11 protein-coding genes and 1 pseudogene are annotated in these 12,907 nt (G+C 71.5%); 3 read left to right on the top strand and 9 right to left on the bottom strand.

Annotated features, from left to right (window positions below; all coding sequences use genetic code 11):
• Positions 1 to 48: 48 nt before the first annotated feature.
• Positions 49 to 693, top strand: a complete 645-nt coding sequence (locus AB0C26_RS09770; protein WP_360244500.1) for a helix-turn-helix domain-containing protein — start codon at positions 49 to 51, stop codon at positions 691 to 693.
• A 37-nt stretch (positions 694 to 730) separates the two neighbouring features.
• Positions 731 to 1,477 carry a class I SAM-dependent methyltransferase gene (locus tag AB0C26_RS09765; protein WP_360244497.1) on the top strand — a complete coding sequence of 249 codons (747 nt, stop codon included), beginning with the start codon at positions 731 to 733 and terminating at the stop codon, positions 1,475 to 1,477.
• On the opposite strand, the gene hutH is transcribed toward AB0C26_RS09765, so the two are convergent.
• The 6 genes and pseudogenes from hutH to AB0C26_RS09735 all read right to left on the bottom strand — a co-directional run bounded on the left by hutH (position 1,474) and on the right by AB0C26_RS09735 (position 9,413).
• Entirely contained in the window at positions 1,474 to 3,009 is a 1,536-nt protein-coding gene (hutH, locus tag AB0C26_RS09760; RefSeq protein WP_360244494.1) for a histidine ammonia-lyase, read from the bottom strand. The two genes, AB0C26_RS09765 and hutH, sit on opposite strands and share 4 nt — an antisense overlap.
• A complete protein-coding gene (gene hutI, locus AB0C26_RS09755; protein WP_360246500.1) occupies positions 3,006 to 4,100 on the bottom strand; it encodes an imidazolonepropionase in 1,095 nt (364 codons plus the stop codon). Before hutI ends, hutH begins: the two co-directional genes overlap by 4 nt.
• A 395-nt stretch (positions 4,101 to 4,495) precedes the next feature.
• A pseudogene (locus AB0C26_RS09750) lies at positions 4,496 to 5,782 on the bottom strand (formimidoylglutamate deiminase); the annotation flags it as partial.
• Positions 5,779 to 6,951, bottom strand: coding sequence for an allantoate amidohydrolase (locus AB0C26_RS09745; RefSeq protein ID WP_360244491.1), 1,173 nt, complete (start codon positions 6,949 to 6,951; stop codon positions 5,779 to 5,781). The pseudogene AB0C26_RS09750 and the gene AB0C26_RS09745, both read right to left, overlap by 4 nt.
• Positions 6,948 to 8,588, bottom strand: coding sequence for a urocanate hydratase (gene hutU, locus AB0C26_RS09740; RefSeq protein WP_360244488.1), 1,641 nt, complete (start codon positions 8,586 to 8,588; stop codon positions 6,948 to 6,950). The genes AB0C26_RS09745 and hutU overlap by 4 nt, the downstream gene beginning before the upstream one ends.
• 12 nt (positions 8,589 to 8,600) lie before the next feature.
• Positions 8,601 to 9,413: a MurR/RpiR family transcriptional regulator gene (locus AB0C26_RS09735; RefSeq protein ID WP_360244485.1), complete on the bottom strand. Its 813-nt coding sequence runs from the start codon at positions 9,411 to 9,413 to the stop codon at positions 8,601 to 8,603.
• Positions 9,414 to 9,527: 114 nt separating this feature from the next.
• Between AB0C26_RS09735 and galE the strand changes: the two genes are divergently transcribed.
• Complete coding sequence (gene galE / locus AB0C26_RS09730) at positions 9,528 to 10,502, top strand: UDP-glucose 4-epimerase GalE (RefSeq protein WP_360246498.1); 975 nt, start codon at positions 9,528 to 9,530, stop codon at positions 10,500 to 10,502.
• 74 nt (positions 10,503 to 10,576) lie between these two features.
• On the opposite strand, the gene AB0C26_RS09725 is transcribed toward galE, so the two are convergent.
• The 3 genes from AB0C26_RS09725 to AB0C26_RS09715 form a co-directional block, all read right to left on the bottom strand.
• Complete coding sequence (locus AB0C26_RS09725) at positions 10,577 to 10,777, bottom strand: hypothetical protein (RefSeq protein ID WP_360244482.1); 201 nt, start codon at positions 10,775 to 10,777, stop codon at positions 10,577 to 10,579.
• 221 nt (positions 10,778 to 10,998) lie between these two features.
• Positions 10,999 to 12,165 (bottom strand): amidohydrolase family protein, encoded by a 1,167-nt coding sequence (locus tag AB0C26_RS09720; protein WP_360244479.1) that lies wholly within the window; start codon positions 12,163 to 12,165, stop codon positions 10,999 to 11,001.
• Positions 12,166 to 12,174: 9 nt separating this feature from the next.
• The gene (locus AB0C26_RS09715) at positions 12,175 to 12,876 is read right to left on the bottom strand and encodes a TioE family transcriptional regulator (RefSeq protein ID WP_360244476.1); all 702 of its coding nucleotides are present in this window, start codon (positions 12,874 to 12,876) and stop codon (positions 12,175 to 12,177) included.
• Positions 12,877 to 12,907: the final 31 nt, after the last annotated feature.

Here is a 12,907-nt window from a genome sequence, read left to right as displayed (position 1 = left end):
CTATTCGGTTACTGTCATACGGTATTGAATACGAGTGAGTGGTAGGCAATGAGCGATCGTCGGGCATACGACAACAGCCGGCGCGCCGAGCGGGCGCGCCTGACCCGGCGCGCCATCCTCGACGCCGCCCGGGAGCTGGTCGTCGCGCGCGGCCCGAACGCGGTCACCATGCGCGACGTCGCCGCCCGCGCGGCCGTGTCCGCCGAGACGGTCCAGAAAGCCTTCCGGACCAAAGCGGCCTTGTTCAAGGAGACCTACGACGTCACGCTGGCCGGCGACGACGAACCGGTGCCGATACGGGACCGCCCCGAATTCCAGGCGATCCTGGCCGCCGCCACCCCGCAGGAGAAGCTGGCCCGCTACGCCGCCCTGGCCCGGACGATCGGCACCCGCATCGGGCCGCTGCTCTCCCGGCTGCTGGCCGCCGCGCGGGGCGGCGACCCCGACCTGGCCGGCTTCCTGGAAACAACCGGGCGGGAACGACTCATCGGCGCGGCCGGCATCGTCGAGCATCTCGCCGCCACCGGCGGTCTGCGCGCCGACGTCTCCACCGACCACGGCCGCGACCTGGTCTGGGCTCTGATCTCACCGGAGATGTACGACCTGCTGGTCGTCGACCGTGGCTGGAGCCCGGCCCGGTACGAGCAGTGGCTCACCCAGGCCCTCATCGACGCCCTGACCCCGACAGAATGAGCCGGTCCGGCGAGATCGAGGAATGAGGTTCCGGCAGATGACGGCAGACGATCGGCGGCCGGCGGGGCACGCGTGGCAGGAACTCACCGCGGACTACGAGCTCGCCCGTGCTCGGGAAGATTCACTGGACCGGCTGGTCGAGTGGCCGGCCCAGCGGAACCTCCTCGGTGATGTCACGGGACGCTCGATTCTCGACCTGGGCTGTGGCAACGGTGGCAAGCTGGCGGAGCTCGTTCACGCGGGCGCGGTCGCGTCGGCCGGGGTGGACATCGCGGGAAACTTCGTCTCGGACCCACCGGCCGGCGCTGAGTTGATCCAGGGCGACCTGTCCCATCTGGAGTCGCTGCCGCAACTGCGTGGGCGTACGTTCGACCGGGTCCTTTTCCTGCAGTCCTTCGGTTATGCCGAGAACCCGGTGCGCACGCTGCGGGCCGCGCGCGCGATGCTGAACCGGGACGGCTTCATCCTGCTGACGAGGACCCAGCCGATCCGGTACGCCGTCGAACGCACCGAGCGGAACGGGACCACGCTCGGCGAGGAGTACTTCTCCGGGGCCGACTACACCTACCGCACCGGCTGGAACAAGGACATCGCCCTGACCAAACGCCCCTTCACCATGTCCGACCTGCTCAACACGTTCAGCGCGGCCGGACTCTGTATCGAGGCCACCGTCGAGCCCCGGCTCACCGAGGAGGCCGCGCGCCGCTACCCGCACAAGCAGGAGTGGATGAACAAATACCTCGGCATTCTGATCTTCAAGTTGCGGCCCCACACCACCACCTAGAGCAGGGATCCGGTGCTCCGCTCGATCTCGGTTCGCAGGGCGCGGTCCATGACGATCCGGCGGGCCTCCTCCATGACCGGGGCCAGGAACAGGTCGGGGCCGGGGGCGCCGGCGGTGGGGGCCAGGGCGGCCACGGCGGCCGTGCCGGCCGGGGAAGGCGTCAGCGGGTGGCGCAGCTGCAGACCCCGTACGGCCGACAGCAATTCCACCGCCAGCAGGCTCGTCAGGTTGTCCAGGACGGTGCGGAGCTTCTTCGTGGCGGCCCAGCCCATCGAGACGTGGTCCTCCTGCATGCCGCTCGTCGGCAGGGAATCGACCGAGGCGGGGGCGGCCAGACGGCGGTTCTCGGCGACGATGCCGGCCGCCGTGTACTGGGCGATCATCAGGCCCGAGTTGACGCCGGCGTCCGGGGACAGGAACGGCGGGAGCTCGCGGGAACGGGTCACGTCGAGCAGGCGGTCGACGCGGCGTTCGGCGATCGCGCCCACCTCGGCGGCGGCGATGGCCAGGAAGTCGGCGGCGAAGCCGAGCGGGGCGCCGTGGAAGTTGCCGGTCGACTCGACGCGGCCGTCGGGGAGGACCACCGGGTTGTCGACGACCGAGACGAGCTCGCGGGCGGCCACCTGGCGCACGAAATCGAGGGTGTCCCGGGCCGCGCCGGCGACCTGGGGAGCGCAGCGCATCGAGTAGGCGTCCTGCACCGCGTGGGCCAGGTCGTCCCGGTGCGAGTCCATGATCGGCGAGTTCTGGAGCAGGCGCAGGATGTTGGCGGCCGAGGCCGTCTGGCCCGGATGGGGGCGGATCTCGTGCAGCTCGGGCAGGAACGGGCGCTCCGAGCCGAGCATGGCCTCGATGGCCAGGGCCGCCGTCACGTCGGCCATGGTGAACAGGTGGGCCGCGTCGTCGATGGCCAGCAGCAGCATGCCGAGCATGCCGTCGGTGCCGTTGATCAGGGCCAGGCCCTCCTTCGCGGCCAGCTCCAGCGGCCGTAGGCCGGCCGCGTGCAGCGCCTCGGCCGCCGAGTGCCGGGCGCCGTCCTTGCCGATCACCCAGCCCTCGCCGAGCAGCACGATCGCGCAGTGGGCGAGCGGGGCCAGGTCGCCCGAGGCGCCCAGCGAGCCGTGCTCCGGCACCCACGGGGTGATGTCGTGGTTGAGCAGGTCGGCCAGGCCCTGCGCGAGCACCGGCCGTACACCGGAACGCCCCAGAGCCAGAGACCGCAGGCGCAGCAACATCATGGCCCGCACGACCTCGCGCGGCATGGGCGCGCCGACACCGGCCGCGTGCGAGCGGATCAGCGCGTGCTGGAGCTCGGCCCGGCGCGACGGCTCGATCCGGGTGTTGGCCAGGGCGCCGAAGCCGGTCGACACACCGTAGACGGGTTTGCCGGACGCCTCGATCCGGTCGACGATCGCGCGGCTGGTCTCCATCGCGGCGACGGTCTCGGGGGCGATCTCGACGCGGGCGTCGTGGCGGGCCACGGCGATGACGTCGGCCGGCGTGACGCCGGTGGGCTGGACGATGACGGTCATTGCGCCACTCCGTTGTGCAGAACGGTCTTGATCAGGGGTACGCCGGGCCGGTAGGCCAGGTGCAGGTGGGACGGCGCGTCGAGCACCATCAGGTCGGCCTTGGAGCCGGGTCGCAGCCGGCCGACGTCGTCGCGGCGCAGGGCGTGCGCGCCGCCCGCGGTCGCCGCGTGGATCGCCTCGGCCGGGGTCATCCGCATGTCGCGGACGGCCAGGGCGATACAGAAGGGCATGGAGCTGGTGTACGACGATCCGGGGTTGCAGTCGGTGGCCAGCGCGACCCGGACACCGGCGTCGATGAGCCGCCGCGCGTCGGGATACGGCGACCGGGTGGAGAACTCGGCGCCGGGCAGCAGCGTGGCGACGGTCGCGGAACCGGCCAGGGCGGCCACGTCGGCGTCGCTCAGGTGCGTGCAGTGGTCGGCGCTCGCGGCGCCCAGCTCGACCGCGAGTCGCACACCGGGCCCTGCGGTCAGCTGGTTCGCGTGCAGGCGGGGCAGCAGGCCGCGCTTGATACCGGCGGTCAGGATCTCCCGCGCCTGGTCACCGTCGAAGGCGCCGCGGTCACAGAAGACATCGACCCATTTGCTGTACGGGGCACAGGCGTCCAGCATCTCCCCGCTGACCAGCGCGACGTAGTCGTCCGGGTCGTGCCCGGCCGGGACGACGTGCGCGCCCAGGAAGGTGGTCTCGCCGGTCAGGTTCTGAGCCAGGCGCAGCGAACGGGCCTCGTCGGCCACGTTCAGCCCGTAACCGCTCTTGATCTCCACGGTCGTGGTGCCCTGCCGCCGCATCTCGGCGACCAGCCGCGCCGCGTTGGCCAGCAGCTCGTCGTCGCTCGCGGCCCTCGTCGCGGCCACTGTCGTCCGGATGCCGCCACCGGTGTACGGCTCGCCGGCCATCCGCGCGCCGAACTCCGCGGCCCGGTCCCCGGCGAAGACCAGATGGGCGTGACTGTCCACGAAGCCCGGCAGAACGGCCCCACCGGCGGCGTCGATCCGCTCGTCGGCGGCCGGCGCCTGCTCGCGCGCCCCGATCCAGGCGACGCGATCCCCGTCGACGACCAGAGCGACGTCGTGCCGAAGCCCGAGCATCCCGTCCCCGTCGTCGTTGGTGACAAGCTCCCCGATGTTGTCGATCAGCAGACTCACGACTCGGCTCCCTCGGTCCCGCCGTCGGTGGACGCGCCGGACGGCACGCCGGAGGAGGGCGCGGCGGGTGCGGGCCTCGCGGGTTCGAGCGCGGCGGGTTCCGGCGCGGCCGAGCCGTGCGGGGTGAGCTCGGCCGCGGCCGCTTCGGGCGCGGTCGCTTGGGTCGCGGTCGCTTCGGGCGCGGTCGCTTCGGGCGCGACAAAGCCGGGCGCGGCGAAGCTGGGCGCGGCGGGTTCGGGTAGGGCTGAGCCGGGCGCGGCGGATGCCGGAGCGGCCGCGGAGGGGCGCAGGGAGGAAGGCCGGGCGGGGCGCGGGGAGGAAGGCCGGGTGGTGGGTAGGACGGCGGAGATCGCGGTGTTGAGGGCATGCGGGACGTCGATCGTGACGTGGCGGCCGTCGGCGACGATCAGGCGGCCGTCGGCGATCACGTGGGTGATGTCGGCGGCGGTGGCGGCCAGGAGGGCCTGGGCCGGGTCGGTGCCGGCGGTGCGGACGCTGTCGAGGCGTACGCAGACCAGGTCGGCCCGGTTGCCGACGGCGATGGTGCCGGCGTCGGCCCAGCCGAGGGAAGTGTGCGCGGTGGCCGCGGTCATCAGGCCGGCCGGGGTGAAGCGGCCGCGCTGAAGCCGGGACACCCGCTCGTTCATCTCCAGGCCGCGGATCTCCTCGAACATGTCGATCACGGCGTGGCCGTCGCTGCCGAGGCTGAGCGGACAGCCGTGGGCGGCCAGCTCGCCGGCCGGGCCGATGCCGTCGGCCAGGTCCCGCTCGGTGGTGGGGCACATGCACACTCCGGTGCCGCTGCCGCCCAGCGTCTTGACGTCGCGTCCGGTGAGGTGGGTGGCGTGGACCGCGGTGACGTTCGCGCCGAGCAGCCCGTGCCGGTCCAGCAGCTCGGTCGGCGTGCACCCGTGGACCGCCCGGCACTGCTCGTTCTCAGCCGGTTGTTCGGAGAGATGAACATGGACCGGACGACCGGACGACCAGGTGGCCATCTCGCTGATCGCGGGGGCGGGCACCGCTCGTACGGAATGGACTGCCGCCCCGACCAGGGCGTGCGGGGCTCCGGAAAGCTCAGCCACCCGCGAAGCCCAGCTCTCGAAGTCGCCGTCGCCGAAGCGGCGCTGCACCCCTTGCAGGGGAGCGCCGTCGACGCCGGCCGTGAGGTAGAGCGTGTCGAGCAGAGTGATCCGGATGCCGGCCTCGGCCGCGGCGGTGATCAGCGCGTGGCCCATGGCGTTCGGGTCGGCGTACCGGGCGCCGCCGGCAGCGTGGTGCAGATAGTGGAACTCGCCCACGGCCGTGATGCCGGCCAGCGCCATCTCGGCGTAGACGGCCCGGGCCAGCGCCAGGTACGAGGACGGGTCGAGGCGCGCCGCGACCTCGTACATCTTGTCGCGCCAGGTCCAGAAGCTGCCGCCGTCACCGTGCGTACGGCCTCGCAAGGCTCGATGAAAAGCGTGCGAGTGAGCGTTGGCGAAGCCCGGCACCACGAGTCCGGGCAGCACGACGTCGGGCGATTTGCCGGAACTCAAAGAGGTGAAGCGGCCGTCGGCGACTTCGATGTGGACATCGTGCGCGAGGTGGTCGCCGAGCCAGGCGTGCGCGGCGAAATAGACCGTCATGTCAGGTCCAGCAGGACCCGGGCCAGGGCCTGGATCCCCTCGACGCAGTCCGCCTCCTCGGCGTGCTCGGCCGGCGAGTGCGAGACGCCGGTCGGGTTGCGCACGAAGAGCATCGCCGTCGGCACGTGCGCCGACAGCACGCCGGCGTCGTGGCCGGCGCCCGTCGGCAGGATCGGCGCGTGGCCCAGCAGCTCCGAGATGCGCGCGGCCAGCGACTTCTCGAAGGACACCTCCTGGCTGAACGACTCGTTCGTCACCGACACCTCGACGCCGTCGCGGGCCGCCCGGTCGTAGGCCCGCTTGATCACGGCCTCGACCAGGCCGTCCAGCGTGTTCGTCTCGGCCGCGCGCGCGTCCAGCCAGCCGCGCACCAGCGACGGGATGGCGTTGGTGGCGTTCGGCTCGACCTCGACCCGGGCCACCGTCGCGTGCGCGCCGGACAGCCGGGCCTCCTTGTTCGCCGCCAGCACCGTGTAGGCGAAGGTCAGCATCGGGTCGCGCCGGTCGGCCATCCGGGTCGTGCCCGCGTGGTCGCCGTGCCCGGTGAAGTCGAACCGCCAGCGGCCGTGCGGCCAGATGGCGCTGGCCACGCCGACCGGCACCTCCAGGGCCCGGCCCTGCTCGATGTGCAGCTCGATCAGCGCGCCGATCCGGCTGGTCAGCCCGGGCAGCCGGCCGGCCGGGGTGGTGCCCAGCGCCTCGCCGAACGTGATGCCCTCGCGGTCGGTCAGCGCGGCCGCCGTCTCCGGCTCGATGGCCCCGGTGAGCAGGCGCGATCCGAGGCAGGGCAGCCCGAAGCGGCCGCCCTCCTCGTCGACGAAGGCGACCACGGCGATCGGGCGGCGCGGCACGTGGCCGCGGCGGCGCAGCTCGTCGACGGCCAGGAAGCCGCTGACGATGCCGAGCGGCCCGTCGTAGCCGCCGCCGTGCGGCACCGAGTCGAAGTGCGAGCCGGTCAGTACGGCGTCGTGCCCCCATTGCCCGCCCCACCAGGCGAACAGGTTGCCGTTGCCGTCGTCGGTGACCGGCATGTCACGCCGGGCCGCCTGGTTGCGGAACCAGTCCCGCAGGACCAGTTCGGGTTCTTCGAGGGCGTACCGCTCGTAGCCGTTGGCCACCCGGCCGATCGGGGCGATCTCGGCCCAGAGCTCCGCGAAAGTCGCGCTCACTTGTCGTCCTGTCGCATCGGGATGTGGACGCCGTCGGCGGCGTCCGAGTCGTAGCCGGCGTCGACGTGCCGGATGACGCCCATGCCGGGGTCGTTGGTCAGCACCCGCTCGATCTTCTGACCGGCCAGTGCGGTGCCGTCGGCCACGCACACCTGACCGGCGTGGATCGAGCGGCCGATGCCGACGCCGCCGCCGTGGTGGATCGACACCCAGCTCGCGCCGCTGGCCGTGTTGATCATCGCATTGAGCAGCGGCCAGTCGGCGATCGCGTCGGAACCGTCGAGCATGGACTCGGTCTCCCGGTACGGCGAGGCGACCGACCCGGAGTCGAGATGATCCCGGCCGATGACGATCGGGGCGCTGAGCTCACCGCTGGCGACCATGTCGTTGAACCGGGTGCCGGCGACGTCGCGCTCGCCGTAGCCGAGCCAGCAGATCCGCGCGGGCAGGCCCTGGAAGGCGACGCGTTCGCCGGCCATCCGGATCCAGCGGGCCAGGGCCTCGTTCTCGGGGAAGAGGTCGAGGATCGCCTTGTCGGTCTTGTGGATGTCGGCCGGGTCGCCGGAGAGGGCGGCCCAGCGGAAGGGGCCTTTGCCTTCGGCGAAGAGCGGGCGGATGTACGCGGGGACGAAGCCCGGGAAGTCGAACGCGCGCTCGTAGCCGCCCAGTTTGGCTTCGCCGCGGATCGAGTTGCCGTAGTCGAAGACCTCGGCCCCGGCGTCCTGGAAGCCGACCATGGCGGCGACGTGCCGGGCCATGCTGGCGCGGGCCCGGTCGGTGAACTCCTCGGGCTTGGCCGCGGCATAGTCTTTCGCATCCTCAAGATCCACGCCGACCGGCAGGTAGCTGAGTGGATCGTGGGCGCTCGTCTGGTCGGTCACGATGTCGATGTCGACGCCCTTGACCAGCAGCTCCGGAAACACGACGGCGGCGTTGCCGACCACGCCGATGCTGACCGCGCGCTTTTCGGACTTGGCGGTTAGAGCGCGATTCACCGCGTCATCGAGGTTGTCGGCGATCTCGTCCAGGTACCGCGTCTGGACCCGGCGCTCCAGCCGTGACCGATCAACGTCGACGATCAGGCAGACGCCGCCGTTCATGGTCACGGCGAGGGGCTGGGCGCCGCCCATGCCGCCACAGCCGGCGGTCAGGGTGAGTGTGCCGGCCAGGGTGCCCTGGAAGCGCTTGGCGGCGACCGCGGCGAACGTCTCGTACGTGCCCTGGAGGATGCCCTGCGTCCCGATGTAGATCCACGAGCCGGCGGTCATCTGCCCGTACATGGTCAGGCCCAGCTTCTCCAGGCGGCGGAACTCGGGCCAGGTCGCCCAGTCGCCGACGAGATTGGAGTTGGCGATGAGCACGCGCGGGGCCCACTCGTGGGTGCGGAAGACACCGACCGGCTTGCCCGACTGCACGAGCAGGGTCTCGTCGTCCTTGAGCTCGTCGAGCTCGCGCACGATGGCGTGGAACGAGGGCCAGTTCCGCGCCGCCCGCCCCGTACCGCCGTACACCACAAGGTCTTCGGGCCTTTCGGCCACGTCGGGGTCGAGGTTGTTCATCAACATCCGCTTGGCGGCTTCTTGCGGCCAGCCCTTCGCGGTGTACGCCGTACCGCGCGGCGCCCGGATCTCCGTCATCGATCTTCCCCTCTACCCCTGGAACAGTTGCCGCCGCGTGGCGGCCGCCTCGAATTCCTCGAGCCGGCGCTGCACCGGCTCCGGATCCGCGTCACACATCGCCTGCAACACCACCATCGCCATCGCCATCGGCCCCGTGTGCAGGTCGAACACCAGGCGAGTGCCCACGGCGGCCGGCAACACGACCTCGGCGTCCTCGGCGACCGGGCTGACGGCCGAGTCGGTGATCGCGACAACCGCGTACCCCATGCCCTTGGCCTCTTTGACGACCTCGAGCGACTCCCGTGGATAGCGCGGCAACACCAAGGCCAGCATGGCACCGGCACCCGCCACCCGGGCCTGATCGAGCCGGTCGAGCAGCGACGTCCCGCCCGTGTCCCACACCCGCACATCCGGGTGCACCTTGCTCGCGAAGTACCCGAAATATCCCGCCAAAGGGGCCGCCGCCCTGAGCCCCAGAACCGGCAGCGGCCGACTGGCGACAAGCAGATCAGCCGCTTTCCGTACGGCGTCCAGGCTGCCCAACTGCTCCCTCAGCCGCCCGAGATGCTCGGCTTCAGCCGTGATCGCTCGCTGGATGGCGTTGTCCTCACGGAGGTCATCGGCCGGCCCGCCACCGACATCCCGTAGGGCGCGCCGCAGCGCCGGATACCCCGGAAACCCGAGCGCGATCGCAAACCGCGTGACCGAAGGCTGACTGACCCCGGCCAGCTCAGCCACCTCAGCCGACGACAGGGCGGCCGCCGCCCCACCCCGCTCCACCAGGCAGTGCGCGATTCGCCGCTGCGTGGGCGTGAGCCGGGCCCCGGCCAACAGGTCGAGCACGCCACCATTCACTACCGCAGACTATGCATAAAAACTTTCAGAAGCCAGGGCCTCGCTGTCCGACCTCAGCGCTTGCTATGGGACAACTTCGACCTTGCCCGTAGATTCGCCGCCATGCGCTTTCTGGTGACCGGCGGAGCCGGCTACATCGGTTCGACGACCACGACCCTGCTTCTCGAGGCAGGCCACCAGGTGACCGTGCTCGACGATCTGTCGTCAGGCCGTGAGTCGGCCGTGCCGGCCGGGGCGACCTTCGTGCGGGGCGCGGTGCAGGATGAGGCCGACGCCGTGCTGGGCTCGGCTCGGTTCGATGGAGTGCTGCACTTCGCCGGCCTCATCGAGGTGGCTGAAAGCGTGCGTGAGCCGGAGCGCTACTGGGAGAACAACGTTGTCGGCACTTTACGACTGCTCCAGGCGATGCGGGTCCATGACGTGCCAAGGCTGATCTTCTCGTCCACCGGTACGGTTTACGGCGATACCAAGGAGATGCCCATCGCCGAGACGGCGGCGATCGCACCGAAAAATCCGTACGCGGCGACGAAGGCCGCAGTCGACGCTCTGCTCACCGGATACGCGGCCGCTCGCGGACTCGCCGCCACCTCTCTGCGCTACTTCAACGCCTCCGGAGCTCTGCTTCGGCCCGGCGGCGAGTCCTGCGGGGAACGCCACGATCCAGAGTCCCACCTCATACCGATCATGCTGCAGGTGGCGGCGGGGGAACGGCCGGCGCTGCCGCTCTACGGCGACGACTACGACACCGTCGACGGCACCTGTGTGCGCGATTACGTGCACGTTGCCGACCTGGCCGCCGCGCATTTGCTGGCCCTGGAACACGCGCGGGCCGGCGAGCACCACATCTTCAACCTCGGCAACGGCACTGGCTTCTCCAACCAGCAGGTCATCGAGGCCGTGCGGCAGGTGACCGGGCGCCCGGTGCCGGTCGAACGACAGCCGAGGCGACCGGGCGACATCGTCGCGCAGGTCGCCTCCTCGGAGCGCGCCCGCGCCGTGCTGGGCTGGCGGCCGGCCCGTACCGAGCTGACCGACATCGTCGCCGACGCCTGGCGGTTCAAGCAGGAGCTCGCCTGACAACCGAGCTGCGGTCCGCAGCCGTCACCTCACGTGTACGGATCTGCCCTCCGCGTTCACGACGCCCTCATCTGCTACCCGTGGTTGCCCGCTCCATCTGAACAGTTGCCACTGTCGGTGGCGCCGGAGTGCGCCGAGGGCCGCTGTTTCCGCAGCCTCGCGGTGCGGCGGAACGACAGGCGGGCGGCGAGCCGGCCCATGCTGAGGTCACGTTCGCGCTGCTGGAATCCGGTCTGCGGCGTGGTCAGCTCGAGGCCGAAAAGGTACGGCATCATGTCGGTTGCTCCTGGTCGTCGGAGGCCCCGCCCGGGGCGCTGTCATCCGAACGTCGAAGCAGGTTCCGCGTTTCTCGACACCATCCGCCATCATGTCCGACACCGTCGCGGGCAGATGAGCACTTCGCCGAACGACCAGCGGCGACACCCCCGGCACGGGCAACGCTGAAGCCTCCGAGGCGGTGACGACTATCGCTGTCGGTCACACTCAGGCGGTTGTTCTACAGGACTCGGGTGCCGCGGGTGAAGACGGCCTGAGTGTGGTGCAGGGTGCTGAGGTCGTCCAGTGGGTTGCCCTGGACGGCCAGGATGTCGGCGTCGAAGCCCGGGGCGAGGCGGCCCTTGCGGTGGCCGAGGCCGCACGCCTGGGCCGCGGCCGATGTGGCCAGGCGCAGCGCCGTTACGGCGTCCAGGCCGATCATCGAGGTCTGGGCCAGCGCGTGCCGTAGCACGTCATGCGGTTTCGGGCGGCCGATGCCGGCGTCCGTGCCGATGATCAGGCGGGCGCCGGCGTCGTACATGGCCCTCGTGTTGGCGATGATGCGGGGCATTCGCATCATCACCGCCGGCGGCGGTGACACTCCGGGGATCGGGGCGACGCCGGCGGTGACGCCCACCGCCACGCGGCTCGCGGCGATGCGCCCGAGCAGGTCGCCCGGGTCGTCCACGCCGTCGGCGCTCCAGAACGAGACGTGTTCCATGCCGTCCACGCCGGCGTCCAGGGCGGCCCGGATGGCGCCGGTGCCGTGGGCGTGCGCAGTCACCGGCAGGCCGAGCCGGTGCGCCTCGTCGGCCAGCACCCTCAGCTGGCCGGTCGTGAACTGGGCGATCTCCTGGCGTGTGCCCGGCGTCATGGTGCCGCCGCTGGCCATCACCTTCACGATGTCGACGCCGCGGTCGGCGCGCTCGCGCACTGCCGCCCGCAGTCCCGCGGGCGACGGGTCGACCGCCCCGCCCAGGAAGTGACAGTGCCCCGCCGGCGTGGTGACCGGTGGGCCGGCGGCGACGATGGTGGGCAGGCCGGGAACGTCGCGCAGGCGCAGGGAGAGGTAGTCGCGGTCGCCGAGGTCGCGCACCGTGGTGATTCCGGCCCGGACGGCGACTCGGGCCGCGCTCGTCATGGCGGCCAGCGCGGCGTCGTCGTCCCGGGCGGCGAGGGTGGCGACCGGGTCGGCGCCGGCGTCGAACGCGAGGTGGACGTGGGTGTCTATCAATCCGGGAAGCAGGGTGGCGCCGGGCAGGTCGGTCACGTCCGCGTCCGGCGGGACCGCCGTCCGGCCGGCGCTGACGATGGCCGGGCCGTCCAGCACCAGCACCGGGTCGTGGACCGGGTCCGGGGAGACCCCGTCGAAGAGGGCAGCTGCTTTGATCGCTACCAACCGTCCCATGCCGGGACGTTACCCCGGGATGGCGGTGAGATAGGCGTCGAGGGCGGCGGCGCCCGCCAGCATCGCCCGGCCTCGGGCGGTCAGGCGGGTGTGCCAGTCGTGCAGGGTGGACTCCAGGGGCTCGACGCCGCCGGCCGTGCGGACCTGGGTGATCAGTGGGGCTATCTGGTTCAGGAGGTAGCCGCCTCGGCGTAGCTGGTGGATCAGCTGGGCGTCGCGGATGTCGGCGGGGGAGTAGACGCGGTAGCCGGTCTGTGGGTCTCGGCGGGGGTGAACCAGGCCGGCCCGTTCCCACTTGCGCAGGGTGGCCGGGCGGAGGCCGAGCCGGCGGGACAGGGGGCCGACGAAGGTGTCGCCCCGCGACGGTTCGGTCGGGTTCAGGTCGCGCAGCGCCGCCTCCACGGCGTGCAAGGTGCGGCGGTCCGCCAGGAGCTGGCAGTGGCTCTCGTCGATCAGGCGCAGGGCCTCCTCGGTGGCACCCCGGTTGAGGGTTTGCATGATCGTGGCGGCGGTGCGGTGGCCGTGGCCGGGGATCAGGGCGAGGAAGGCCCGCAACGCCCCCGCGTGCCGCTGCGTGTAGGCGCGATAGCCGGATTCCGTGCGTTCGGCCGGTGGGAGGATGCCCGAAGCCTCGTAGTTGCGGATCGCCTGGGTGGACAAGCCGTGTTCGCGGGCCAGGTCGACCGGGCGTGGGTGTCGAGGGTTCGGCATGAGCCAAGTTTCAACCGTCGGTTCAACGATA

The organism is Actinoplanes sp. NPDC048796, assembly GCF_040650035.1.
Classification (GTDB): Bacteria; Actinomycetota; Actinomycetes; order Mycobacteriales; family Micromonosporaceae; genus Actinoplanes.
This window is presented reverse-complemented; position numbering and strand designations above follow the sequence as displayed.